Source organism: Pedobacter agri PB92, assembly GCF_000258495.1.
GTDB lineage: Bacteria > Bacteroidota > Bacteroidia > Sphingobacteriales > Sphingobacteriaceae > Pedobacter > Pedobacter agri.
The window spans coordinates 1-25,601 of record NZ_AJLG01000067.1 but is presented as its reverse complement, the minus strand read 5'-3'; the positions used below and the strand labels follow the sequence as shown (position 1 = coordinate 25,601).

Here is a 25,601-nt window from a genome sequence, read left to right as displayed (position 1 = left end):
GTTGGCAGCTTAATTTCCGAACCCAAATAGGTTGTGCTTGTTTCTATTCCGGTAATTTTTATCGTTCCGGGTATACCATTTGGCATGGTAATTTTTTGATCCCCATCTGGAGTATTTTTCGCGTCTTCTGCAGTTACATTTTCAAGTCCGGCAAACTCAAATTTCACTTCATTTTTTTCATCGTGGGCCTCAACAATTAAACCCGGCAATCCATTTAATTTCCACGGACCACTTTGAAAGGGAATTTCGGTAGCGAACCAGGCGATCCAATTTCTACCCTTAAATTTGGATGTAGCCTTTTGGCAGGAAATACCTGAGAAACTCATGGTATCTTTTACTATTTTCCAATCAATTTGTGGTGCATTTTCTTCAATTAAATAGTTGTTAAGTAGTTTTTCTTTGCTAAACATTTTACGCTCATTGGCGAAAAAGAAATAATCTACAGCGGTGGTTGGCGATTTCATTTCACTTTTGATTTCTATTTTCATGTTGCTGCTACCGGTCTGATTTCTAAGCTGTTCTTCAATTTGCTTTTTCGTGTTTACCGCTTGATTTAGTTTATCGTAACTGGTATACACAGAAGCATTTTTTCCGGTGACCAGCAGCATATTTTCCTTGTGGGGTTTATCTTTTTGCGTGGTATCTTGAAGATGTATGTAAGTGTATCTCACACGAGCAAGTGCCTGGTCAGCGTTTTGTGCGAAAGATGAAATGGCTGAAAATGCCACAATCGAAGTAATTAGGATACGTTTCATAAAATTTACGTGGTTAGGTTATCTATTTATTTTTCGTAAATCTACGAAACATTCGTAGTTATAAAAATGCTTTAACACTTTTTAACCATTTACAGGAGTTGGGTTTTTATTTGGAAATGAATGTTCTTAATTCATGGCGGAATGCTGCCCTGCTTTCACTGCAATCTTTTTAATACTGTTAATCTGCAGGTTAATTATTTGATGAAAATTGATATCAGTGAAATTTTTGGACGGTCGTCATTGCGAGGTACGAAGCAATCTCTTTTTAGAAATACATCATGGTTGGATTGCTTCAATCGATGAAAAATCGATTTCGCAATGACGGTAATAAAAACCTCAGCACGAAAGATGTAGTTTGCCAGGTGCTAACGTTAGTTTAAAATGCCGGCTTGCGTAAATTAAACCTGACAGGAGCGGGCATGCAGCCGAATTTTTATGAGGCAAATAAAGCGGATGGCAGGGCAGGAGCAACCTATATGTGCTGTACCTGGCTTTCCAAATCATTAAAAAATGATGAGCTCAAATTTTTAAATGTGCTAAATCCTGATGATCATAAATGATAGCAAAAAATATTTTCGATATGTGTTTGTGTGTTAATTGAATTTGTTCTATATTTGCACCTCGTTAAATAAAAATTAAAAAACTAATATTTAAACAATGTACGCAATAGTAAATATAGCAGGGCAGCAATTTAAAGTTGCTAAAGACCAGCACCTTTTTGTACACAGATTGCAAGGAGATGAAGGCGCTAGTATTGAATTTGATAATGTATTGTTGGTTGATAATGGTGGTGCAATCACTGTAGGAGCTCCTGCGGTTAAAGGTGCTAAAGTTTCAGCTACTATCGTATCTCATTTAAAAGGTGATAAAGTAATCGTTTTCCACAAAAAACGTAGAAAAGGTTACAAAAAGAAAAATGGTCACCGCCAGTTTTTCACAAAGATTCAGATCTCTGATATCACGTTATAATTAATTGTTAACCCAATAATTCGCTTTAGCGAGTTACAAAATATAAAATCATGGCACACAAAAAAGGAGCCGGTAGTTCGAAAAACGGACGTGAATCGCATAGTAAGCGTTTAGGTATTAAAATTTTCGGTGGTCAGTTAGCTATCGCTGGAAACATTTTAGTACGTCAACGTGGTACAAAACACCATCCAGATAAAAATGTTGGTTTAGGAAAAGACCATACATTATTTGCTTTGATTGATGGTACAGTAGTTTTCAGAAAGAAACAAGATAACAAATCTTATGTATCTGTTCTTCCTATTTCTGATGCTGAAATCGAAGCTGCATTAGTTAAAAAACCAGCTGCTCAAAAAGCAACTGAAGCTAAAGAAGTTGCTGCAGAAGCACCAGCTAAAAAAGCGCCAGCAAAAAAAGCTGTTAAAAAAGACGAAGCTACTGAAGAAGCTGCAGCTGCAGAATAATTAGTATCAACCGATATTCGAAATGTCCTGATGAAAATCAGGACATTTTTGTTTTCCATAGTAGGTTAGCTAGTGAGTCAACTTATTTTATGACTTATCAATAAAAAATGAAGCCAATGCACAAGCATTGGCTTCATTTTTATATATCAGAGTTGCGAGGTACGAAGCAATTTGTTGCACTAATTTTTGCAACGCTCGTTTGCAGCTTGCGATAAGAATTTAAAAATTTAATATTCTCTGGCCATTAACTGATTGGTAAGCGTTAACAAACTGCTTTTTTGTTCATCGCTTACATTAATTTGCGCAAATACGTTTAGCGCTTTGTCCAGATATTTATTCATGCTCTCTTTAGCAATATTCTGTACATCAAGCGTATCATAAACAGATCTTACAGTTTCAACCTTTTCTTTGGTGTCGAAATCTTTGTAGCTGGTCCAGGTATCCAGCGATTCTTTGATATCGCCTTCTGCCAGTTCAAAAGCTTTTAAAAGTAAGAATGTTTTCTTGTTGGCAATAATGTCTCCACCAACCTGTTTGCCGAACTTTTCCGGGTCTGCATAAACATCTAGAATATCATCTTGTAACTGAAAAGCGATGCCAATGTTTTCGCCAAATTGGTAAATTAAATCAGCGTCTTTCTCTAAAGCCCCTGCAATGATTGCACCCAGTTTTAAGGCACCGCCCAAGAGTACAGCGGTTTTTAGCCTGATCATATTGATATATTCTTCAATACTCACATCATCACGACTTTCGAACTCCATATCGAGCTGTTGCCCTTCACAAACGCCTTGAGCAGTTGCGTTAAAAGTATCCAATACATCTTTAAGAAAGACTGGGTTTACCTTAGCAAGGTTCTTATTGGCCTCAACCATCATCACATCGCCACTTAAGATAGCCGTATTGGTACTCCATTTTTCATGAACGGTTGCTTTACCTCTACGTAGCGGTGCGTTATCCATAATGTCATCATGCACCAACGTAAAATTGTGGAACACTTCAATGGCCATTGCGGCATGAATGGAATCATTTGCATCTTTGCCGAAAAGCTCGGTAGCCATTAAAACCAATAGCGGACGAACACGTTTGCCACCCAGATTGATAATATAAGTTATCGGATCGTAAAGCTGTTTAGGCTGATCGGGGAACTTTAAATTTTGTATTGCTGTATCTAGAATTTGTTGTAATTGTTCTGTAGTATGCATGCTTTGCGTAAACATTGTGTTTTAATGGCACAAATGTCTTAATTTTTAATCAGGAATAAGCGTAAAATCTATCTGGCGTTTAGAAAGATCAACTTTCTTTACACGGATCATTACCTCATCACCAAGTTGATATTTTTTCTTTTTTCTTTGTCCTACAATGCAGTAGTTTTTTTCATCCAGTACGTAAAAATCATCTGAAATATCACGAAGACGAATCATGCCTTCACATTTATTTTCTTCAATCTCTACATACATGCCCCATTCGGTAACGCCAGAGATGATACCCTTATATTCGGTACCAATATTTTCTTCCAGATACTCCGCCTGTTTGTATTTAATGGATGCCCTTTCGGCGTCAGCAGCACGTTTTTCCATGGCGGAAGAATGCGCACAAGCCACTTCGTAAAATTCTGCATCAGCAGATTTGCCCCCATCTAAATAGGTTTGCAATAATCTATGTGCCATCACATCGGGGTAGCGGCGAATAGGAGAGGTAAAATGGGTATAATACTCAAAAGCTAAACCATAGTGACTGGTTTTTTTTGTGGAATATATTGCTTTCGCCATCGAACGAATGGCCAAAGAGGTTAAAATATTCTGTTCCTTCTTGCCTTCAACATCAGCCATTAAATGATTTAGCGATTTTGCAATTTCCTTATCTGATTTGGTGTTGATTTTATAACCAAAGCGTGAAGCGAACGTGGCGAAAGTGTTCAGTGTTTCCATATTTGGAGAATCGTGAACACGGTAAACGAATGTGAGTTTCTTTTCTCCTTTTTGTTTTTTGGCCACAAACTCTGCCACTTTACGATTGGCCAGAAGCATATAATCTTCAATCAGCTTGTGGGCATCTTTACGTTCCTTTACATAAACACCAATGGGTTTACCTGATTCATCAAGTTTAAATTTAACCTCGGTGCTTTCGAAACTGATGGCGCCATTTTTAAACTTACGATCGCGGAGGATGTAAGCCAGCTCATTTAGTTTTAATATTTCTGTTGCATAATCGCCTTCTTTATTTTCGATTACTTCCTGGGCTTCCTCATAGCTAAATCTTCTGTCGGAATGAATCACTGTTCTGCCATACCATTCAGATTGAATATTGGCTTGTTCATCCAACTCAAAAACAGCAGCAAAACATAATTTATCTTCATTCGGACGAAGTGAACAAACGCCATTGCTCAAACGCTCTGGCAACATCGGGATAACTCTGTCGACCAAATAGACTGATGTAGCCCGGCTGTATGCTTCTTTATCTAAGTCAGTTCCCTGGATTACATAATGTGAAACATCGGCAATGTGAACACCAATTTCATGGTTCCCATTTGGGAGTTTTTGATAAGAGATGGCGTCGTCAAAATCCTTGGCGTCGGCCGGATCTATGGTAAAAGTAAGTACGTTTCTAAAATCTTTACGCTTAGCGATTTCATCTGCCGGTATTTCTTCTGGAATGGCATTGGCTTCTTTTTCCACTTGTGGCGGAAATTCTAAAGGAAAACCATATTGCGCCAGAATGGCGTTCATTTCGGTATTATTTTCGCCTTGGTTACCCAATACGTGTTTTACAATACCAATTGGATTTTTAGCACTTTCTGGCCAATCAGATAAGGTTACCAAAACCCGTTGACCATTTTTTGCCTCTAATGTATCGGCTAATGGCACAAAAATATCGTGCATCATTTTCTTATCATCAGCGATAACGAAAGCAAAGCGATCGGATATTTTGATTACGCCGGTAAAATCAGACTTGGCTCTTTTAATGATTTCAACAACTTCGCCATCGTTTTTTCGACCGCTTTTTTTGGCAAAAACATAAGCCTTAACGGTATCGCCATGTAAAGCATTTTTTAATTTCTTTGGTGCAACAAAAACATCTTTTTCAAATTCATCTTCCGGAACGATGTAAGCAGAACCATCTGCAGTCATATCAACCGTACCAATGATGAAGTTTTGAAGTTCTTTTAATTTAAATTTTCCTTTTTCGGGTTCAAGATAAATTCCAGCTCCTTTTCCATCTTTTAATATCTCTAAAATGGTCTCTCTCGATTCCTGATCATTCAGATTTAATTTGGCCGAAACCTGTTTATAATTGAGAAGCTGATTATTGTTTTTTTCAAATACATCACTAACCAATTGATTCAGAACCAATTTTATATTACCCGATTTCTTCTTTGCCATATGCTAAAACTGAATTTACCGAAGATACAGAAAAGATGCAAAGGAAGGAAAGATGAGGATGGAAAATGGTGGATAGCTGACGCAAAGAGATGAAGAATGGAAGTTGTAATAGGGAAGATGGTTGATGGAAAAAAAGATGTTGATAAAATATAAACGTATGCGGGAACTTATACGTCATTCATCATCAAATCTTCCATCAGGAACCAGGAATGGCCTCAATTAATTTCTTTGTATAAGCGGCCTTTGGCGCATAAAAAATTTGTTCGGGAAATCCCTCTTCTTCAATTTTGCCCTTGTTCATGACCAAAATACGATCAGAGATATGTTTTACCACTGCCAAATCGTGAGAAATAAAAATGTACGTTAAGCCAAATTCGCGTTGCAGATCTTTAATTAAATTTAGTACTTGTGCCTGAACAGAAACGTCCAAAGCAGAAACAGATTCGTCGCAGATGATGAATTTGGGCTCTAATGCTAAAGCTCTAGCTATAACAACGCGTTGTCTCTGGCCACCACTAAACTCGTGAGGATAGCGATTGAAGTGTTCTTCCTTTAATCCAACCTTATGTAACAATGTGAGAACCTTTTGCTTTCGTTCCGCATCATTATTTAAAATTTTATGCACTTGTAGCGGTTCTAAAATAGATTGCCCGATACTCAATTTTGGATTTAGGGAGGCGTAGGGATCCTGAAAAACGATTTGAATATCTTTTCTCAATTTTCTCAGTTCCGTTCTGCTGATGTTTGTAATGTCTTGTCCGTTAAAAATGATATTGCCCGATGTTGGTTGAATTAATCGTAAAATGGTTCGGCCAAGGGTAGTTTTACCACAGCCAGATTCTCCAACTAAACCCAAAGTTTCTCCTGGAAAAACTTCAAAATTAATTTGATCTACTGCTTTAACATAGTCGGTAGTTTTGCCAAACAGTCCGTTATGAATAGGATACCAGGTGCAAAGATCTTTCACTTTGAGCAAAGGTTGTTGCGCATAAAGTAGGGTTCTTCGAGAAGTGATTTCCTCGTCAGTTAATTGATTCGATGCTTGCAAATGCGCATTCGCATCATCAATTTTTCCAGTTAAAAAATCGGCAACAACAGGGAGTTTTTTTAATTGTAAACGAGGTGATGGGCGACAAGCCAATAATCCTTTTGTATAAGGATGTTGAGGATTTTCGAAAATAGTTTTCGCCGGACCCTGTTCTACAATTTCGCCTTTGTACATTACGGCAACTTCATCAGCAATTTCATTAACCACGCCCAAATCATGAGAAATAAAAATCATGGCCATTTCTCGCTCTTCTTTCAATTTTAAAAGTAATTGAAGAATTGTTTTCTGAACCGTAACATCTAGTGCAGTGGTCGGTTCATCGGCAATAAGAAGTTTTGGATTGCAGCTTAAAGCCATGGCGATCATCACCCGTTGCTTTTGTCCGCCAGAAATTTGATGAGGGTAGCTGTCAAATATTTTCTCCGGTCGTGGAAGCTGCACTTCATTAAACAGTTCGATTGTCCTGCTTTTGGCAACTTCTTTATTTACGTTTTGATGGAGAATAATGGCTTCCGCAACCTGTTCGCCACAGGTAAAAACGGGATTAAGAGAAGTCATGGGTTCCTGGAAAATCATAGAAATTTGATTTCCCCTGATTTGACGAATTTCATTTGCGCTTAAATTAAGCATACTGATGTTTTCAAAATCAATATCGCCAGTAATTTTAGCTGAACGCTCATCATGCAAACGCATAATCGAAAAAGACGTCACCGATTTGCCAGAGCCTGACTCTCCAACAATACCTAGAACTGTTCCTTTTTTACGTTAAAACTGATGGTTTTTACAGCTTTGAACCAGGTTTTTTCATCCTGGTTATAGAAATCGATATTTAGGTTGTCAACGTTCAGCATCAGGATACAATGGTAATGTTTTCTGCTGAAATTATATCCATCCCTTTGAATTTTAATAAAACCTGGGCTGTCGTAATCACATCTTTTTGACAATAAGTAACAATTCGTTCCAGATTTTTTTCTTCATAATAAACCTGCCTTACCTGACTTCCATCAATATCATCTTTCGGCGTTGTAATATTCAGACTGCAGGCCAATAAATTCAAAGAAGTATAATGTTTGTGATCACCGAATTTCCACATCTCCATCGTATCTATATGATGCACTTCCCATGGTTTTTTGCCTGAGATATCGAGTTGTGATGGTATTTCTAAGCCATTAATCAATAATCTACGACAGATATATGGGAAATCAAATTCCTTTCCGTTATGCGCACAGAAGATTAATTTTTGTGGTTGTTTACTTAATAAATAACAAAATTGCTCCAGAATTTTCTTTTCATCCTCATCATAAAAAGATTTCAGCCTTAAGGAGTAAGTTTTACTATTGTAGCTAAAAATTCCGAGACTGATGCAAATAATTTTACCAAATTCAGCTAAAATACCTGCCCGTTCATAAAACTCATTAGCAGTTTGCTCGGGCTTTCTCTGGAACTGAGTTTTCTGTTCCCATAATTCCTGTAAATGAGGAGGCACATCTTCGAAAGATGGATATTGAGGAACAGTTTCAATATCCAACACAATTACCTGACTGAGATCTAGCGTCTTTAGCATGAAACAAGATAGTAAATTAATTTCCAGTTGTCAATTTCCCATTCTTTAAGCAGATTTATTTTTAAGTTTGAGTATGGCAAAGAGCAAATTTGAGCAATCTTTAGAAGATGGTGCTCACTATAGGATTACAAAGATTGTTGGCAATTGGAAAGGAACAACTAAAACCTGGTTTGAAAAAGACGTATTAGTTGATGAAGTTCTGACAGAAGCAGAAATTACTTCGATTTTAGATGGCCGTTTCATTTCTTATGATTACCAAAGCAGTTTAGAAGGTAAGCCACTTATTGGAAAAATGATAATCGGCTTTGATATCCCTTACCAGAAATTTACATTTAGCTGGATAGATAGTTTCCATATGGGTACGCAAATTATGCAGGCAAGCGGAGCGGCGACTGAAAAGGGTTTTTCAATTTTAGGTAGTTATGGAAACCCTGAATACGGTGATCAGTTATTCGGTTGGCGTACCGAACTTGAAATTATTAATGGTGATGAAATTGTATTTACAGCCTATAATATTATGCCTGGAGATGAAGAAACGAAGGCAATTGAAACAATTTTAACAAGAAATTAAGTTTTGAGGGTTGTCATATTGAGCTTGTCGAAATACCATTATGAATTATTCGACAAGCTCAGAAAGACAGCAATTATCTAAAACAAAGTTGGTCCAGGCGTATTACCATTTCCCATTACCGGAATTTTTAAATCTGTCCCGATGGCTTTATTAAGTTTTTCTATAAAATAAGCAGAAAGTAACGGAGAGGCCAATTCTACATTCTGGTGAACAAAGAAATATAAGTTTTGTAAACCGTCTGCTTTCCATTGGGTAATTCGCTCTACCCACTCATCCAATCTGGAGTAATCGCTTTCGTGATTGGCGCCAACATAACGGACAAACGCGGTAGGCGTTGTTAATCGCATGTGCAACATATCTCTTCGGCCAGCCGTATCTACAATGATATTGGTAATGCCGTTATCCTGAAATAATTTTTCAAATTCGGCAGCAATTGTTGCATTTGAAAACCATTCACCATTTCGAACTTCTACACCTAAAGGAATCACTTTAGGGAATTCCTGAATAACAGTTTTCAAGCGATCAAAATCCTTCGGTTTAAAGTTATCATGTAACTGAAGAAATGCCATGCCTAATTTATCTTCGAAATTGCTTATTGCATCGCAGAAAGTTTCAACAGGTTCTTTTACATTAATCAATCTTTTAAAATGACTAACGGTATTTGTTAGCTTCGGGAAGAACTTAAAATTAGCAGGTGTTTTTTCTGTCCAGGTAATTACCTGTTCACTGCTTGGCATTCCGTAGAAAGTTGCGTTTAATTCAATCGAATTAAATTGTGTGGAGTAGTAAGTTAACTCATCTTTTGTTCCTTTCGGATAAAAGCCCTTTAAATCAGCTTTATTCCATTTGGCGCAACCAACAAAAGCTTGAAAATCCTGATGTGGTTTATTTGCCTTGAGGATTGCTGCTGTTTCAGGAGCATCAGCAGGAAGTGTGAAATCTATAATTGATGGGTCGTCTACTTTACCGAATTGCATATGGAGTTTTTTAACTAACCGCTAAGTTAGCAAAGAAACTATAACTTTTCGTCATTGCGAGGCACGAAGCAATCTATTATTCGATAGCCTTTTATTTCCTAAGAGCGCTTTAAGATTGCTTCGTGCCTTGCAATGACGGCCCGAAAACAAAAAAAAGCGCCAAGTAAATACTCAGCGCTCTTAGTGAATTTAAAGTCCCCTTTAGGGGATTTAGGGGTTAGTATCCCAGTATCTTCAAAACCTGCTTACTATTCTGCTCTTCTCCAAAAACCTCAAAATTAAAGCTTTCATCGCGGTTTCTACGGATTAGAACATGCTTCGGACTCGGTAACAAACAATGATGAATACCACCGTAGCCGCTTAAAACTTCCTGATAAGCACCAGTGTGGAAGAAACCCAAATACTGAACTTTACGCGTTTTAGGCATAAACACACTATTCATATGCGCTTCCTGGTTGTAATAATCCTGACCATCGCAAGTAATACCACCTAAATTCACCCGCTCGTATTCTGCATCCCAATTGTTAATTGGTAATAGAATATATTTTTGGTTCAAAGCCCAAACATCGGGTAAGTTAGTGATGAAAGAACCATCTAACATTAACCAGCGTTCACGATCATTTTGCTGCTTTCTACCTAAAACTTTGTATAAAATTCCTGATGCTTCAGCCACGGTATATTTACCAAATTCAGTAATGATATCTGGTTCCATTACATCATGGATGGCACAAATTTCTTTAATCCGTTTTACAATTTCGTTTACCATGTATTCGTAATCGAAATCAAAAACCAACGAGTCTTTAAATGGCATACCGCCACCAATATCTAAAGTATCTAAATCAGGATTGATCTTTTTAAACTTGCAATATAGCGTTACATATTTCTCTAACTCATTCCAGTAATACGGCGAATCGGTAATCCCTGAATTGATAAAAAAGTGTAATAATTTTACTCGGAAGTTCGGGTTATGAACAATTTTATTGTTGTAAAAATCAATAATATCTTCCATACGCACACCCAAACGCGAAGTGTAAAATTGCGAATCAGGTTGTTCCTCGGCCGCAATACGGATCCCTAAATTACATGGCGTATCGATATCTACTTCATCATCAAAAAGGTTAAATTCCTCTTTATTATCCAATACCGGAATGATGTTTTTATAACCATCGTGCAACATATCAATGATATATTGTTTGTATTGGTAGGTTTTAAAACCGTTGCAAATAATGGTAGTATCCTTTGTTAAATGCCCTTTTTTCTCTAAAGCATCAACCATAGGCATGTCAAAAGCCGAAGAAGTTTCCAGGTGGATATTATTCTTTAAAGCTTCTTCTACAATATGGCGGAAATGCGAACTTTTGGTGCAGTAGCAATACTTATAATCACCACGATAGTTGTTCTTTAAAATGGCAGTCTGGAAAAGAATCTTCGCCTGCTGAATCTTCTTACTTACCAGAGGCAAGTATGTGAAACGGAGGGGAGTACCGTAAGTTTCAATCATTTCCATCAGGTTTAAATCCTGAAAATATAATTCATCATCTATCACATCAAAGCCCTCTTGTGGAAAGCCAACGCTTAGATCGAGAAATTCTGAGTAACTCTGCATTTACTTTTAAATAATTTTTGCAAAAATGTAATTTTAAATCGAGAATTAATCTTAATTGAAAATATTTTTACTGTATGCAAACGCTTTAGTTTTGCACAAAATATTTCCGCATTACCTCTCTAAACAATGTTTGGATAGATGTGTTTAGTTAATTTTTTACAGCAAGTTCAGTTGATAGTTGTGTTACGCGTTTATCGCAAAGAATAATGTAGATTTTACCTGTGTTTAGTCATAAATCACTTTAAATTTTTAGCACAATCTTTTGATCTGGAAAGCAAAACCTGTGTTTCATCGCAAAGTCAGTCCCGCTCTCCGTTTTACTTACCCGATCAAGAATCGGGTTTCGTGTTCACTCCGATCGGGTTTAGTACAATTAAGCTTTTGCTACTATTAAGGCTCCAACCTTAGTCGTGTGCCATACTGTTTTTCTTTGATTTCAGTATCTGATAAGATTTCAAATCTGAATTTGGTTTGGTCGGTACTTACCGTTATATTTTTACCACTAATTTTGTAAGTTCCACGGTAATAAATATCACCTCCAGGTGCAATATCGGCTACGCCATCAGGTTTAAGCGTTAATCCCCAGCCGCCATTAAATGGAAATGAAGGATCGAATTTAAAATCTACTTCCGAGAATCTCTTTTCCTGATCGATAGTTAACTGGTCCTTCTTGCAGGCGTTCAGAACCAATAAAAACGCAATAATAAAGATGCTTGAAGTGATTTGTTTTAGAGAGATTATTTTAGATTTCATATCCTGAAGGTTAGTGTTTTACCAAAACGATCTAAACTGTTTAAACGTTACATATTGACATGGATTGATTTTTAATGTTCAGAAAATCAATTAATTAAAATTTTCTTTATTTTTTCTAAAGTAATTTTAAAGTTCATCCGTCTTCGTTAACAAAACCTTTACAAATTGTTGAAATACGTTATGATCTCTATTTTTAAAACCAATATTCAGACAGGAGTGGAACTCAATAAAATTGCGAATCACTTAAATAACTTGCTTTCTGGCGCAACCTGGAGTGTAGATCTATCCGATTCAGATAAGATATTGAGAATAGACTCGAGTGTAGATAAGATTGGGGATGCCGTATCTTTATTAACTAAATTCGGTTACGATTGTGAGAATTTGCAGAATTTTTATGCGCCACCGGTTTGGTAATAAGTTGGTCGTCATTGCGAAGCATGAAGCAATCTCATTTGTAAATAGATAGCTTCGTGCCTCACAATGACGAATGGCTACCCTTTCCTTAAGTATTTGGTCAAAATCACAATGGTTTGTCCTTCTACTTTGCCTTCGATTTGTTCGGTGTTATCGTGAACCAAACGGATGTTTTTAACAACTGTTCCTAATTTAGCGCTCAATGTAGAACCCTTAACATCTAAAGTTTTTACTAAAACCACGGTGTCGCCTTCGTACAAACGCGTTCCATTACTATCTTGATGAAATTCTACTGTTCCATCAGCTTCATGGTCTCCGGTTTTTTTAGCCCATTCTAAAGTATCATCCTCTAAATATAATATATCTAAACTGTCTGCTGCCCAACCCTCGTGTCGTAATCTGCTTAACATCCTCCAGGCCACTACTTGTACGGGCGCAAATTCCGACCACATGGTTTCCGTTAATATTCTCCAATGATTGGCATCAAGTTGTTCGGTTTTTTCAATTTGGTCTAAGCAAGTTTTACAAACTAAAATACTATTGTCACTATTCGCATTGCTTGTAGGCGGCACTTCGTAAACAGATAAATTATTTTCTGAAGTACATAATTCGCATTTGTTGCCGGAACGTGTTTTTAATTCTTGTGCTAAAGACATATTGATATTAGATTTTTCGGCGAAAGTAACAAAACTTATCGGAATAAATTTGAACACTTTATTATTGCGAGACACGAAGCAATCTAACACTACGAGTTTAACTACATTCGCATGAGGATTGCTTCCAGACCCGCAATGACGTGGGGTCAGCGATTTAGTAGGATAGTTTACAGCATACACTACCTCTCTGGTAAATGGATTTCAGCCAGCATACATCTTGCACTGCCGCCACCATTTTTTTCAATGGTATAAATTGGAGCATAAATAATCCTGGCATAATTTTCCATCGAACTGATTTGATCTGTTGTTAAGGATAAATACGCTTGTTCCGACATCACCAACAAGCTTTCCCCGCTTTGGTTTGCGACTTGCAACATATTGCCAGCAAAATGATTCATCTGATCTAAGGTTATTTCGATAATCTCTTTTCCTGAGCTGTTTAAGCTCATCGTCACCGCTAATTTTTCCTCCTGATCGGGAATGGAATCTAAACAAATCACTGCAAAGCGATCGCCAATACACATCATCACATTGGTATGGTATATTGGGAAGTTAGTAGCATCAACGGCTTGAAAAGAAATAGGCTCATATCCTGTAAGCATGCAAAAGTTTTGCAATACTTCCTCATCTGTACGAACACTCAAACAGGCATAAGCTATTTTATTAACCCGATCCAAAACCATACTGCCTGTTCCTTCAAGAAAGGCATATTGCATTTCATAAAAACTTAAATCGCTCACATGGTTTACCTCGAACTTATCTCTTAAACCTTCCAGTATTTCCTTCCTGCGCTCCAGTCGGCGGTTTTCAGAAAACATAGGGTAGAGGTAAATTGAACCATCTTCATGAAAAGAAACCCAGTTATTAGGAAAAATAGAATCTGGCGTTTCAGGTTGCAAAGTGTCATCCACTACCGTAACATCGACATCGTTTTGCCTTAATAACTCCACAAAGCCATCAAATTCTTTTAGTGCCTGGCTTTGCACATCGCTTTCGGTTGAAGCGACTTGAAATTTATTATTGCCTGCCGTTTGTTCGTTGAATTTAAAATCAACCGGGCGAATCATTAATAGGTGGTTGGTAGTTTGCATATTAGGTTGTAAGTTTTAGGTTATAAGTTTTAAGTCATTGATCTAAACGTATCACGTATTACTTAAAACTTTTAACTTAATTCGTCTCTCAATATCGGTAAACTCATACAGTGAAAACCTCCTCGGGCACGCGAAAGTTCTGCTGATGGCATTAAAATCAATGTGTCAGTCATGGTTTCTGCATCAGCTTTGCCACTTTCTAAATCTTGAATTAAATCTTTGACATCAACTACATTAAACCCGGCAGCTTTAAAGGCTTCAACCGTTTTATCGTTTCGGTCGTAACCCAAAACAACCCCTTCTTTTATCGCTAACAAATTGCAAGAATCTGTCCATTGTTCTCTGGAGTCATAAGGGAAAGTATTATTTCCGCTGTAGATGATCTTCGTTGGTTCGCTGCTATTTAAATCGTTTTGACTGATGTCATTTAGCAATGCCTCAACATGTTCGAAATGTCTAGGTTCTTGCGGATTAGCCTTCGTAAACTGAATAGCCGTGGTCGCTTCCAATTTCTCCGGCTCTTTTAAAAAGTTTATTGGTTCGTATGGATTGTATTTTGGAGAATGTGCAATTGAATTCAATATCACCCAGGTATTGCGTTTCACTTGTGTAAAAACAGTGTCCAAATGCATATAATCACGTTTGCTAGGAATTTTTACCACCGTTACTTTCTCTACCACATCATTGTCGAACAATAACTTGATGGCTTCGTTTGCGCCATGTTCAGATGTTCTTTCACTGCAACCGATTAATACATGATTTGGACTGACCATCATTACGTCACCACCTTCTAAAGTGGTGCTGAATGCTGGTTCGTCGCCAGGACGTAAGAAGTGCATCGTTACATCCGGAATTTCGAGTACATTGTTTTGGTAAGCGGCAAATAAAGGATGGTTGAAGAAAATATAGCGCATTAAAAGCGTTTCACGAACACGGGCTTTTTTCGCAGGTTTGTTTAATAAAATATGGTTATTGATGGTTGTGCCTACATCTCTGGTGAAGATTAAATTGGGAATGGGTGCAAAAATCATCGTATCGTTAGCCAACGTTCCGGAAATAAAAATTTCTGCCAGTTCCTTCGGATTAGTATTTGTCAACTGCATCTGAACCTTGTAGGTGCAGCCCTCAATAGCACAAACGGCAGCTACTAATTTTTTTCGAATGGATTCATTTTCTAACATCTCGCTTAACAGATTTTGAATTTCTATTACCGAATTTGAGTTGTGAAAATCAGGATGATTGGGTTTGTAAAAATTACGATTTCCCTTTTCCGAATCTATTTGAGCCAGTTTTCCTTTTATCTTTTCAGGGTCGAGGAAATACATTAGTAATTTTATGTAATAGTCGTATTCGCCCTTGCGGATGGTATCTAAATGTACAATATCTTCGAAAAGCCAATCTTGCGCTTTTGAGGGTACTACTTTGCCCAAACCACTATCAGGGCTGTGGATTAGCAACTTACGTAACCTGCCAATTTCGGTTTTTACGTTAACTTTAAAATTTGGATTTTGCTCGCTCATAAAATAAGTTAGTTATTGCAAATCTATTAGAATTTTTGAGAAGTCGGAGGTTGGAAAGCCCGGAGTGAGAAGATATAATTTAAGTAAGTCAGCCGAAGTTATACTTTAGTGCTATGGTCTGTGTTTTCCCAATTACTTCAGTATGATAGAGACAGCAAGCTATAGTTAGGAATAGGCACCTGGTTTGGTAACAAAACTTGATTTATTGTACAGTCTCAATTATCTAAACCTCATTGTAGCGGCAGCTCCCGGATTTCGATTTTTCATCGAAATCAATCGGGACTACAGCGGAAAGGAGGGCTACCGTATCTGATTAGCAGAACAGTACGTTTCCAAAACCCTTTTAATTTGCTTTCTGCTTTAGTCTTTCAGCTTTCCGCTTTAATACCTATTTTTGCGACATGAATTTTATTATTACCGCAACGCTTAAGGCTGTTAAAGAACTTTACAACGAAGAAGTAGCCGAAAGTGTCATCAATATACAAGAAACCAGAAAAGAATTTGAGGGGCAGGTTACGATTGTGGTTTTCCCGATTACGAAAATATCTAAAAAATCGCCTGAGCAAACTGCAAATGAAATTGGTGAATATTTGGTTGCCAACGTTGCTGATGTTACTGCATTTAACGTGGTTAAAGGTTTCTTGAACTTAAGCATTGCAGAAAGTTATTTTCTAAACCAATTTAATAATGAAATACTAGCCGATGATTTTGGTTCTTATCCATCGAACGGTAAAAAGGTGATGGTTGAATATTCTTCACCAAATACCAATAAGCCGCTTCATTTGGGTCATGTTCGTAATAATTTATTGGGCTATTCTGTTGCCGAATTGCTTAAGGCTTATGGCTACGATGTAGTTAAGGTGAATTTGGTTAACGATAGAGGAATTCATATCTGTAAATCGATGTTGGCCTGGCAAAAGTGGGGCAATGGCGAAACGCCTGAAAGTTCTGGCCTAAAAGGCGACCATTTGGTTGGAAAATACTATGTGATTTTCGATAAGGAATATAAAAAGGAAATTGATGCTTTAAAAGCTGAGGGACAAACCGAAGAGGAAGCCAAGAAAAATGCACCGCTAATTAAGGAAGCGCAGCAAATGCTTTTGAAGTGGGAGCAAGGTGATGAGGAGGTTGTTTCGCTTTGGAAAACCATGAACGAATGGGTTTATGCCGGTTTTAACGTTACCTATAAAAACCTGGGTGTAGATTTTGATAAATTTTACTACGAAAGCAACACTTATTTATTAGGAAAGGATACGGTTGATGAGGGTTTGGCGAAAGGTGTTTTCTTTAAAAAGGAAGATGGCTCGGTTTGGATAGATTTAACTGCTGATGGCTTAGACCAGAAACTGGTTTTACGTGCTGATGGAACTTCGGTTTACATTACACAGGATTTAGGCACCGCTGAAATGAAGTATGATGATTTCCACATGGATGAATCGATTTATGTAGTGGGCAACGAGCAGGATTATCACTTCAAAGTGTTGTTTCTAATCCTGGATAAATTGGGGAAAAGCTGGGCAAAAGGTTTATATCACCTTTCTTATGGCATGGTTGATTTGCCAAACGGGAAAATGAAAAGCCGTGAAGGAACGGTTGTAGATGCGGATGAACTCATTGAGAGCATGGTTGCCACTGCCCGTGAAAAAACTGAAGAGTTAGGTAAAACGAACGATTTTAGTGAGGCCGATAAAGCCGAATTATACCAAAACATCGGTTTAGGCGCTTTAAAATATTTTCTTTTGAAGGTTGAACCGAAAAAACGCTTATTATTTAATCCAGCTGAAAGTATTGACTTTCAGGGTAACACTGGTCCGTTTATTCAATATACACATGCAAGGATAAAATCTTTGCTGAGCAAAGCTGAATATGAACCGGCAGTCGGTAGTCCAAATGCTGGGGAAATGTTGCCTGTGGAGTTGGAGATGATTTTACAATTGGCTAAATATCCTTCGGAAATTGCTATTGCAGCTAAAGCTTACAGTCCGGCGAGTTTGGCAAATTATTTATACGAACTGGCGAAATTGTTCAACAAGTTTTACCATGAGGTTCCGCCAATTGTGAAAACTGAAGCCGGGGAGACCAAGCAATTTCGTTTAAATCTTTGTAAGAAAACGGCTGATATCATTTATTCGGGTATGCTGATTTTAGGAATCACTTCTCCGGAGAGGATGTAAGGGGATTGAAGATTTTAGAATTACGATTTTAGAACTACGATTTTAGATTTATTGAATAAGGAATTAACAAATTCAATAACCAATTACCAGGTTTTAATTACTATTGATAAATATTTGCATCTTGGTATATCCTAAAAATTCTTTAATCGCGGTTAATGATTAATGAGCTGATTTTGCTTTGCCTTGCCGCTTTTGCAGCAGGTTTTATAGATGCTATTGTAGGTGGCGGTGGGTTATTACAAACTCCTGCCACTTTGTTAATTTTACCCCATTACCCGGTAGCTACCTTATTAGGGACTACTAAAATTCCTTCTCTTGCCGGTACTACATTAGCGGCGTTTAAATATTCAAAACAAGTTAAATTTAACCTAAAAGTATTGTCTGCTTGCGCCAGTTCGGCATTTTGTGCTGCACTGCTTGGTGCGTTCCTGGTGAGCCGTATAGATAATTCAGTGATCAAGCCCATCATTTTAGTAGTGCTGATTCTGGTGGCACTTTATACTTATTTTAATAAACAATTTGGGATCCATCAGGAGAAAAATCATTCGGTAAAAAAGCAGGTTTTGATGTCAGCTGTTTTTGGATTATTGATCGGCTTTTACGATGGATTGATTGGTCCTGGAACGGGGTCTTTTCTCATTCTGGTTTTTATCGCAGTGCTGGGCTTCGATTTTATCGGTGCCAGTGCTCACGCTAAAATCGTTAATATTGCTACCAATCTGGCGGCAATCACTTATTTCAGCTCTACTGGCCATATTCTATTTCAATATGCCATTCCAATGGCCGTGTTTAATTTAAGTGGCGCTTATTTTGGAACCAGATTGGCCTTGCTCAAAGGAAATAAATTTGTGCGGGTATTTTTTTTAATCGTTGTTTTTGGAACGATATTGCGGTTTGCGTATGATATCCTATTTAAATAGCCATGTTTCCTGTCTTCAGTGCTGATAACTTTCATCAACTTTGCAATCTGCTTGCAGAAAAAGATGGTGATCTGGCGTTCGTTCTGGAGCGGTATGGATATCCCCCTTTCTGGAGCAGGCCAAATAATTTTGAGTCTTTGGTTCATATTATTCTGGAACAGCAAGTGTCGCTCGCTTCAGCTTTAGCAGCTTTAAACAAACTTAAATCAAAAATTGGCGAGATCACGGCAACGAAATTTCTGGGACTTAGTAACGATGAATTGCGGGCCTGTTATTTCAGTCGCCAGAAAACCGTTTATGTTAGAGATCTTGCTGAAAAATTGGTGAGTGGTCATCTGGATCTATCTTCATTGGAAAGATTTTCTGATGGTGAAATTCGAACTCAACTTAAGCAAATTAAAGGTATAGGAGATTGGACGGTAGACATTTACCTGATTTTTATTTTGCATCATACAGACGTTTTTCCCACCGGAGATTTGGCTGCTGTTAATGCTTTGAAAAGCTTAAAAAAAACTTCCTAAGGGAACTACTAAAGAGGAGTTGTTAACTACAATTTTGCATTGGGAACCTTATCGAACGATTGGCTTAATGATATTATGGCATTACTATCTGGAAGAAAGGAAGCCTATAAAACGCAGAAATAATACCTAAAATCGTTAAACCAACGATGCTTGACGCGTTCCGTCCTAGCGACTATTGTCTAGAACTTTGCGTCTTTCAACATCTATATTGAGATCAAGTCGGATTTTACCTCTGCTCACGGCTTGCCTGGGCTGGCCGTCGAAGGGATTTTACCTTTTTCTTGATAAAAGGAACTAAAAATCTGCTAGGTCGGATAGCATGGTGTAGATAGCGAAGCAGAAATAGCGAGTTCTAAATAATGAAGGTTTGCAATTTAGAAGTTTGATGGCAAGCATATTTTTCATAAAAAAAGCATCGCTGGTTTAACCAACGATGCTTTAAGCATTTTGTCCTAACGACTAAATACCCAAATCGTCTTTAGCGTATTCGGCTCTTTGAGCGAAATCATTCTTATAGCCTTTTGCTTTATCGATCCAGTCAGGAGCCTGATCTTTGATATCATCAATGATAGATTTTCCAGTGATTGGATCTTTTTTGGTTACATATTTAAAGCCTGCATAAACTGCGGCACCTAATATTGCTGTTTTTAATAGTCCCATTTTCTTATCAATTTAATTTAATAATATAACATTAGATCAAGCCAAACAGTTTTAATTACAAAACTTTTAATATTAATTTTCCACTTTGATTTTTAAACTATCCGGTACTACTATCCCACTTACATTTGTAGCGTTATATTTAATGGTATAAACACCGACTTTACCAATGGCGTATCCATCCATCAAGTTAAAATTGACGCTGGTGCTATCTCCCTTTTTCAAGCTGGTGTAACTATCAGTAGGTGGCGGCATTACCCTTTTCGCCATTGCACCTTGATAGGGTACTTCTGTATAGTCTTCCAAAGCAACATCCAGGTATTTGCTTGATAATCTTTCGAAAGGCGTATGCCACTTACAAAATTTGGCTACCGTATCTGAATTATTATAAACAGAAAATTTAATGTTGATGGGTTGTCCGAGTTTTGCCTCACCAACCAAAGCGAGTTTTCCTATGATTGGATCTGGCATTTTTTCTGTTGCTGCCTCAGGCATGAGGGTGGTATCATTTTCTCCGCCAGCTTCTTTTTTATCATCTGATGAGCCGCAAGCAGAAAGCATCGCTGCAAAAAGCATTATTATAGTGGTTATTTTTTTCATCTGTTGCTAAATCTTTATTTACCCTTTTTCAATCCCTGTTTTAGTGGCCACATTCTTTCTTTTCCTGAAAGTAGGGAAGGTCATCGGGCTTTTCGCCGGACGTTCATCTCCCAATAAAACTCCCCATTGTTTAAAAATTTCAGTACGATCGAAGATGATTTTTAGCACCGCAACAATTGGTAATGCCAGGAACATGCCCGAAATACCAGCAATACTTCCGCCAATGAAAACGCCAAGGATAGAAAACAGTGCATTGATTTTTACCTTAGAACCTACAATACGTGGCATCAAAATATTATTATCTAAAAACTGTACCCCAGCAATTACGCCTAATACTGTAATTACAGGCCACAGCTCCTGCGATGAAGCAAGGGTTAACAACACCCCGATCACATTTCCAATCAGTGCTCCCACATAAGGGATTAAATTTAAGATGGCGAAAATTACACCGATTAATAAAGCATGTTCAATACCAATTAACATTAAAATTCCACCTAATAGTATTGTCATATAGGTAATCTGGATTAGTAAGCCAATCAGGTAACTTTTAATAATCGATTCAGTTTCATAAATCGCCTCTTTCACCTTAGGGTGATGATCTGGTTTAAACCACATAAAAATGAAACGTAGCAAGATATCTTTGTAAAAAAGCATTAGGTAAATGTAAATTGGCAACAAACCAATAAATACAAAAATACCGCTTAATGTTACAGCTGCGCCACCCGCCATTGATGTTCCCATATTCATCAGGTCATCACTTTTATCCTGAATAAAAGCCTTTTGTTCTGCAGAATCGTATCTGGTAATCCTGCTGATCCAATCGCTTAAGGAATTGATATGCTGGGTAACATTGGCCTTAATTTGAGGAAAATCCTTTACAAGAACACCTATTTGGTTAGAGAAAAACCAAACAATTAGCCCAACAAATATGGCGACTAATAAAATAGGCAGAATAATGGAAAATGATTCAGGAACTTTTTTTCTTTTTAAAAAACGGTAGATTGGTAGCAGCATGATGCTGATAAAAAAAGCCATCAATATTGGCATAATGATATCGCGGCCAATCACCAATACGGCAGCGAGTGCAATGAGACCAAGCAGTTCAATTGATCGCTTTACAGTTAGTGGTATAGTATTTATCATAAATGTTGTATTCGGATTTGTGAGATAAACAGCATGTGTTTGAAAATGTTTTAAATTCCCGATTTATACGGAAGTGGGTTGAAATTTCTCGGCTATCTTACCTAGACTGGTGTTTAACGTTTTGTAGTTTGGCAAATCATGGTATTATTAAAAATGATGTGTCCATTGTTTTAAACAGGGACCGCTTTTTTACTAACTTATTATTGAATTTAGGGATAGTGTGAACTATAGCATTGTAACAATGAAGTAACTTTCAGGCCAATTTTTGAAACTCAAATAAATATATATAACTTGGAATAACCCAAAATTTCAAACCTAGCGTTCGGTTTTCAGAGTATTGATGATACTTGAGTTTCACGAAATGAAACCGTAAAACGGAGTTTACACTATCATCTAGAAACGGACAGTTTCTTCCATGCTGATTTCAAACTACAGTTGCCTAAGCGATTTAGAAACTGGAGGAAAGAGCAAATAGCGATTGCTCTTCATGATAGTATGAAACTTAGGTTAAGAAAATTCGCGGGATTACTGCAAATATAGGGTAAATAAGGTATCAATAAATTTAATTACAACTGTTATTCTTCAAGCTAAAATCTGCCATTCCATTTATACCAATATCGACACATGAAGTTTTATATTTTGATCGTATCCGTACTGCTTTTAGTTTCAATTAACACCAATGCACAGTATTTGAAACCGAAACCCGGTTTAATAGAAACACCATTCCAGGAGTTACCCCTTGGCGCTATTCAAGCTAAAGGTTGGCTCGAAGAAATGCTCGTGCGTCAAAAAAATGGAGCTACAGGTAACCTAGATAAACTCTATCCATTGATGAACCAACGAAATGGATGGTTAGGAGGAGATGGCGACCAGTGGGAACGTGGTCCATACTGGATTGATGGGCTTTTGCCGCTCGCTTATATTTTGAATGATAAAAAGCTTATCGATAAAGTTAAACCATGGGTAGAATGGTCGCTTAAAAGTCAAACACCTGATGGTTATTTTGGTCCTTCGAGAGATTATCCTGAAGAAACTGGTTTACAACGTGATAACAGCCGTGACTGGTGGCCAAAAATGGTTATGTTAAAGGTGCTGAAACAATATTACTCAGCCACAGGCGATAAACGAGTGATCAAAGTGATGACGAATTACTTCAGGTATCAGTTAAACGAACTACCTAAGAAGCCACTTGATCATTGGACTTATTGGGCAAAGTATAGAGGGGCGGATAATCTGATGGTGGTATATTGGCTATATAATATCACCGGCGATAAATTTCTTCTGGATTTGGGGGAAATCATCCACAAGCAAAGTTTTGATTTTACAAATGCTTTTATACACACGGATTTATTGCAGAAAATGGGCAGCATCCATACCGTAAATCTGGCTCAGGGAATGAAAGAGCCCCTGGTTTATTATCAGGCACATCCGGAAAGTTTGTATGTAGAGGCCGCGAAAAAAGGTTTTAATGATCTCCGCACTTTTAATGGTACAGCCAATGGTTTATATGGTGGCGATGAAGCTTTGCATGGAAACAACCCAACTCAGGGCAATGAATTTTGTGCAGCAGTTGAAATGATGTTTACTTTAGAAAGCTCACTGCAAATTACCGGAGCAGTAAATTATGCTGATCAGTTAGAAAAGATTGCCTTTAATGCATTACCCACCCAAGCATCAGATGATTATCTAACACATCAATACTTTCAGCAGGCTAATCAGGTGATGCTTACCCGGCAGATGCGCAATTTTGGTGATAATCATGGTGGTACCGATGTTTGTTTCGGACTATTAACCGGATACCCATGCTGCACTTCGAACATGCACCAAGGCTGGCCGAAGTTTACCCAAAATTTATGGTATGTAACACCTGACGATGGAATTGCAGCATTGGTTTATGCACCAAGTCAGGTAAGCACAAAAGTGGCTGGGAACATTCCAGTAACGATAACCGAAGAAACCTCATATCCTTTTGAGGAGTCTGTTAGATTTTTGATTAAAACCAAAAGTTCTGTAAAATTTCCCTTTCGTTTAAGGATACCGGGGTGGTGCCCTTCGGCCACTATAAAGGTAAATGGTAAAGTTCTGGCAAATTATAAGGCAGATCAGGTAGTAAAAATAGAACAGGAATGGAAAACGGGAGATGTTGTGGAATTGCTTCTGCCGATGCATATTTTTAAAACTAAATGGGCTGAAAATGCTATGGCCGTTGAACGTGGCCCAATTACTTATGCGCTAAAAATTGAGGAGGAATTTAAAAAAATCAAAAATACAGCAGACGCCGACATATTTGGTGATTATACTGAAGTCCACCCAGTATCACCGTGGAACTATGGTTTATATGATGTAAATGAAGCTAAAATCAATGATTATTTTAAAGCAGAATTTACCGGAAAAAAAACGCTTTATCCTTGGAACCTGGAAAATGCCCCAATAGTGATTAAAACAAAAGGCAGGAAAATACCATCTTGGAAACTTTATAATGATATGGCAGGCCCGCTTCCCTACAGTCACATTTATGGTTTAGAAAGTGATAAGCTTGAGGAAACGGTTACATTGGTTCCTTATGGTTGCACAACGCTTAGAATTTCGCAATTTCCTCAGGTTGGAAGAAAATAATTTGATTTAGAATAGCTTTTCAGTGATTGTAAATATGCTTACTAGAAACAGAGCGTTCATCAATTACTAAGTTTGACATCAGTGTCTGACTTTTTAGTTGAATCTGCAGTGGAGTCAGTTTTAGACGACTGCTTGGCATGACTAGTGTCACCAGTGCTGACATTCGGGGTACCATCCGCATTTTTGCCAGAGCATGCCGAAAATAAGAATATTATAACAATCAAGGAGAAGAATATATGTTTCATTGTTTAGGCTTTAGAGTTTGAATATCATCCGCTTTTATTAGGAGCGTATTAATTAAATAACAGCGGTTTAATATTAAAGGTTTTATGCTGGGAGGCTTTTGCTGCGATTCATTTAATCGTCAGGGATAAGGGGTAATTTTAAAAGTTACGTCTCAGCCATAAAAGACAACCCGGTGAAAACATTTTATAAGGATTTGATATTTAAGTATAAAGGAGTAACGAAACCTAATATTTACTCGAAAAGACAATGCTAAAAATTATAGGGATCAATTTGTTTTTGTTCGTTTTATACGGTTTCCTGATCGTTGTGAATACTGCCGTGAGCGAGAGGGGATTCAGCATAGCCATCGGCATGGGTTTATGTATTTTTATACAAGTGGTATTGAATATTATTGCCGGGATCGTTTTTTTAATTATGGGCAGGCAAGAATGGGTTAAATCCTTTTTTATAAGCGCAGCAATATTGGCACCGGTAGGTTTTGTTACCTGGCTGATCCTCTTAAGCATTTATGGTTAATCACAATCTGTTTTGTCAGGTTCGAGTTGTGAGAAAGGACCGTAAAGCTGCCGCATCATGTATAAAGATGATTTAGAAAACAACACAGTTACGAAAAGGTGTTGATGCTGGATGATTTCCAGTTTAATTTGCCGAAAAATACGTATTGAATGCTTCAGTTATCTCCTTTAATTTTTTTATGCTGAAAGAATGTTTGCCCATAAACCATCTCGAAATTTCATCAGGATTAATATCTACAATCCTGGCGAAATCATTAGCAAGAAGATTTTTTTCTGCCAGTAGGTTTGAGGTTTGATGCGCTACTTCAAGATTTTTGTTTGTTAATTCTTCGATTGCCGGATTTCCACTTTCTTCCAGCCAAATCGACACAAAGTCATTCTCTTCCATTATTTGTTTTTTTATTGAGTTATCCCGGGCATTCCCAAAGATTCGAGTGTGTACGT

The 25,601-nt window shown here is 37.5% G+C and carries 25 protein-coding genes; 10 read left to right on the top strand and 15 right to left on the bottom strand.

Translation table 11 applies throughout. The annotated features are described in order from the left end of the window. On the bottom strand, positions 1 to 755 hold a 755-nt coding region (locus ON09_RS11490), incomplete at its 3' end, for a GLPGLI family protein (protein ID WP_010601216.1). Positions 756 to 1,144: 389 nt separating this feature from the next. Between ON09_RS11490 and ON09_RS25185 the strand changes: the two genes are divergently transcribed. The 3 genes from ON09_RS25185 (at position 1,145) to rpmA (ending at position 2,185) form a co-directional block, all read left to right on the top strand. Beyond that, positions 1,145 to 1,315, top strand: a complete 171-nt coding sequence (locus ON09_RS25185; RefSeq protein WP_157258935.1) for a hypothetical protein — start codon at positions 1,145 to 1,147, stop codon at positions 1,313 to 1,315. Between the two features lie 97 nt (positions 1,316 to 1,412). After that, positions 1,413 to 1,724 (top strand): 50S ribosomal protein L21, encoded by a 312-nt coding sequence (gene rplU / locus ON09_RS11485; RefSeq protein WP_010601215.1) that lies wholly within the window; start codon positions 1,413 to 1,415, stop codon positions 1,722 to 1,724. Positions 1,725 to 1,774: 50 nt separating this feature from the next. After that, positions 1,775 to 2,185 carry a 50S ribosomal protein L27 gene (rpmA, locus tag ON09_RS24825; protein WP_010601214.1) on the top strand — a complete coding sequence of 137 codons (411 nt, stop codon included), beginning with the start codon at positions 1,775 to 1,777 and terminating at the stop codon, positions 2,183 to 2,185. Positions 2,186 to 2,412: 227 nt separating this feature from the next. Here rpmA and ON09_RS11475 read toward each other — a convergent pair whose 3' ends face one another. The 4 genes from ON09_RS11475 to ON09_RS11460 form a co-directional block, all read right to left on the bottom strand. Continuing rightward, on the bottom strand, positions 2,413 to 3,402 hold the full coding sequence (locus tag ON09_RS11475; protein ID WP_010601213.1) for a polyprenyl synthetase family protein: 990 nt from the start codon (positions 3,400 to 3,402) through the stop codon (positions 2,413 to 2,415). A gap of 30 nt (positions 3,403 to 3,432) precedes the next feature. After that, positions 3,433 to 5,565, bottom strand: coding sequence for a ribonuclease R (gene rnr, locus ON09_RS11470; RefSeq protein ID WP_010601212.1), 2,133 nt, complete (start codon positions 5,563 to 5,565; stop codon positions 3,433 to 3,435). Positions 5,566 to 5,761: 196 nt separating this feature from the next. Beyond that, the gene (locus tag ON09_RS11465; protein WP_238533660.1) at positions 5,762 to 7,324 is read right to left on the bottom strand and encodes an ABC transporter ATP-binding protein; all 1,563 of its coding nucleotides are present in this window, start codon (positions 7,322 to 7,324) and stop codon (positions 5,762 to 5,764) included. A gap of 139 nt (positions 7,325 to 7,463) precedes the next feature. Beyond that, complete coding sequence (locus ON09_RS11460; protein ID WP_010601209.1) at positions 7,464 to 8,177, bottom strand: 3'-5' exonuclease; 714 nt, start codon at positions 8,175 to 8,177, stop codon at positions 7,464 to 7,466. 73 nt (positions 8,178 to 8,250) lie between these two features. On the opposite strand from ON09_RS11460, the gene ON09_RS11455 reads away from it, so the two are divergent. Further along, positions 8,251 to 8,748 (top strand): DUF1579 family protein, encoded by a 498-nt coding sequence (locus ON09_RS11455; protein ID WP_010601208.1) that lies wholly within the window; start codon positions 8,251 to 8,253, stop codon positions 8,746 to 8,748. 77 nt (positions 8,749 to 8,825) lie between these two features. Here ON09_RS11455 and ON09_RS11450 read toward each other — a convergent pair whose 3' ends face one another. From ON09_RS11450 to ON09_RS11440, 3 genes are all read right to left on the bottom strand, one after another. Then, positions 8,826 to 9,725, bottom strand: a complete 900-nt coding sequence (locus ON09_RS11450) for a DUF72 domain-containing protein (protein WP_010601207.1) — start codon at positions 9,723 to 9,725, stop codon at positions 8,826 to 8,828. Positions 9,726 to 9,942: 217 nt separating this feature from the next. Then, complete coding sequence (locus ON09_RS11445) at positions 9,943 to 11,331, bottom strand: arginine decarboxylase (RefSeq protein ID WP_010601206.1); 1,389 nt, start codon at positions 11,329 to 11,331, stop codon at positions 9,943 to 9,945. Positions 11,332 to 11,721: 390 nt separating this feature from the next. After that, positions 11,722 to 12,084 (bottom strand): hypothetical protein, encoded by a 363-nt coding sequence (locus ON09_RS11440; RefSeq protein WP_010601205.1) that lies wholly within the window; start codon positions 12,082 to 12,084, stop codon positions 11,722 to 11,724. A gap of 165 nt (positions 12,085 to 12,249) precedes the next feature. On the opposite strand from ON09_RS11440, the gene ON09_RS11435 reads away from it, so the two are divergent. Further along, positions 12,250 to 12,498: a hypothetical protein gene (locus ON09_RS11435; protein ID WP_157258934.1), complete on the top strand. Its 249-nt coding sequence runs from the start codon at positions 12,250 to 12,252 to the stop codon at positions 12,496 to 12,498. Positions 12,499 to 12,575: 77 nt separating this feature from the next. Here ON09_RS11435 and ON09_RS11430 read toward each other — a convergent pair whose 3' ends face one another. The 3 genes from ON09_RS11430 to ON09_RS11420 all read right to left on the bottom strand — a co-directional run bounded on the left by ON09_RS11430 (position 12,576) and on the right by ON09_RS11420 (position 15,765). Further along, positions 12,576 to 13,154 carry a PhnA domain-containing protein gene (locus ON09_RS11430; protein ID WP_010601203.1) on the bottom strand — a complete coding sequence of 193 codons (579 nt, stop codon included), beginning with the start codon at positions 13,152 to 13,154 and terminating at the stop codon, positions 12,576 to 12,578. A 179-nt stretch (positions 13,155 to 13,333) separates the two neighbouring features. After that, positions 13,334 to 14,245: a citrulline utilization hydrolase CtlX gene (gene ctlX / locus ON09_RS11425; RefSeq protein ID WP_010601202.1), complete on the bottom strand. Its 912-nt coding sequence runs from the start codon at positions 14,243 to 14,245 to the stop codon at positions 13,334 to 13,336. A gap of 71 nt (positions 14,246 to 14,316) precedes the next feature. Continuing rightward, positions 14,317 to 15,765, bottom strand: coding sequence for an arginine deiminase family protein (locus ON09_RS11420; RefSeq protein WP_010601201.1), 1,449 nt, complete (start codon positions 15,763 to 15,765; stop codon positions 14,317 to 14,319). A gap of 401 nt (positions 15,766 to 16,166) precedes the next feature. Here ON09_RS11420 and argS point away from each other — a divergent pair, with 401 nt between their 5' ends. The 3 genes from argS (at position 16,167) to ON09_RS11405 (ending at position 19,380) form a co-directional block, all read left to right on the top strand. Continuing rightward, positions 16,167 to 17,939, top strand: coding sequence for an arginine--tRNA ligase (gene argS, locus ON09_RS11415; protein WP_010601200.1), 1,773 nt, complete (start codon positions 16,167 to 16,169; stop codon positions 17,937 to 17,939). Positions 17,940 to 18,094: 155 nt separating this feature from the next. Beyond that, positions 18,095 to 18,859 (top strand): sulfite exporter TauE/SafE family protein, encoded by a 765-nt coding sequence (locus ON09_RS11410; protein ID WP_010601199.1) that lies wholly within the window; start codon positions 18,095 to 18,097, stop codon positions 18,857 to 18,859. A 2-nt stretch (positions 18,860 to 18,861) separates the two neighbouring features. Next, positions 18,862 to 19,380, top strand: coding sequence for a DNA-3-methyladenine glycosylase family protein (locus tag ON09_RS11405; protein ID WP_010601198.1), 519 nt, complete (start codon positions 18,862 to 18,864; stop codon positions 19,378 to 19,380). Between the two features lie 459 nt (positions 19,381 to 19,839). Here ON09_RS11405 and ON09_RS11400 read toward each other — a convergent pair whose 3' ends face one another. The 3 genes from ON09_RS11400 to ON09_RS11390 form a co-directional block, all read right to left on the bottom strand. Continuing rightward, positions 19,840 to 20,040, bottom strand: coding sequence for a hypothetical protein (locus ON09_RS11400; protein WP_010601197.1), 201 nt, complete (start codon positions 20,038 to 20,040; stop codon positions 19,840 to 19,842). A gap of 72 nt (positions 20,041 to 20,112) precedes the next feature. Further along, positions 20,113 to 20,637 carry a hypothetical protein gene (locus ON09_RS11395; RefSeq protein ID WP_029204289.1) on the bottom strand — a complete coding sequence of 175 codons (525 nt, stop codon included), beginning with the start codon at positions 20,635 to 20,637 and terminating at the stop codon, positions 20,113 to 20,115. An 18-nt stretch (positions 20,638 to 20,655) separates the two neighbouring features. Next, positions 20,656 to 21,780, bottom strand: coding sequence for an AI-2E family transporter (locus tag ON09_RS11390; protein WP_010601195.1), 1,125 nt, complete (start codon positions 21,778 to 21,780; stop codon positions 20,656 to 20,658). A gap of 624 nt (positions 21,781 to 22,404) precedes the next feature. Here ON09_RS11390 and ON09_RS11385 point away from each other — a divergent pair. Continuing rightward, positions 22,405 to 24,396: a beta-L-arabinofuranosidase domain-containing protein gene (locus ON09_RS11385; RefSeq protein WP_010601194.1), complete on the top strand. Its 1,992-nt coding sequence runs from the start codon at positions 22,405 to 22,407 to the stop codon at positions 24,394 to 24,396. Positions 24,397 to 24,888: 492 nt separating this feature from the next. Continuing rightward, a complete protein-coding gene (locus tag ON09_RS11380; RefSeq protein ID WP_010601193.1) occupies positions 24,889 to 25,158 on the top strand; it encodes a hypothetical protein in 270 nt (89 codons plus the stop codon). 123 nt (positions 25,159 to 25,281) lie between these two features. Here ON09_RS11380 and ON09_RS11375 read toward each other — a convergent pair. Further along, on the bottom strand, positions 25,282 to 25,601 hold a 320-nt coding region (locus ON09_RS11375; protein ID WP_010601192.1), incomplete at its 5' end, for a helix-turn-helix domain-containing protein.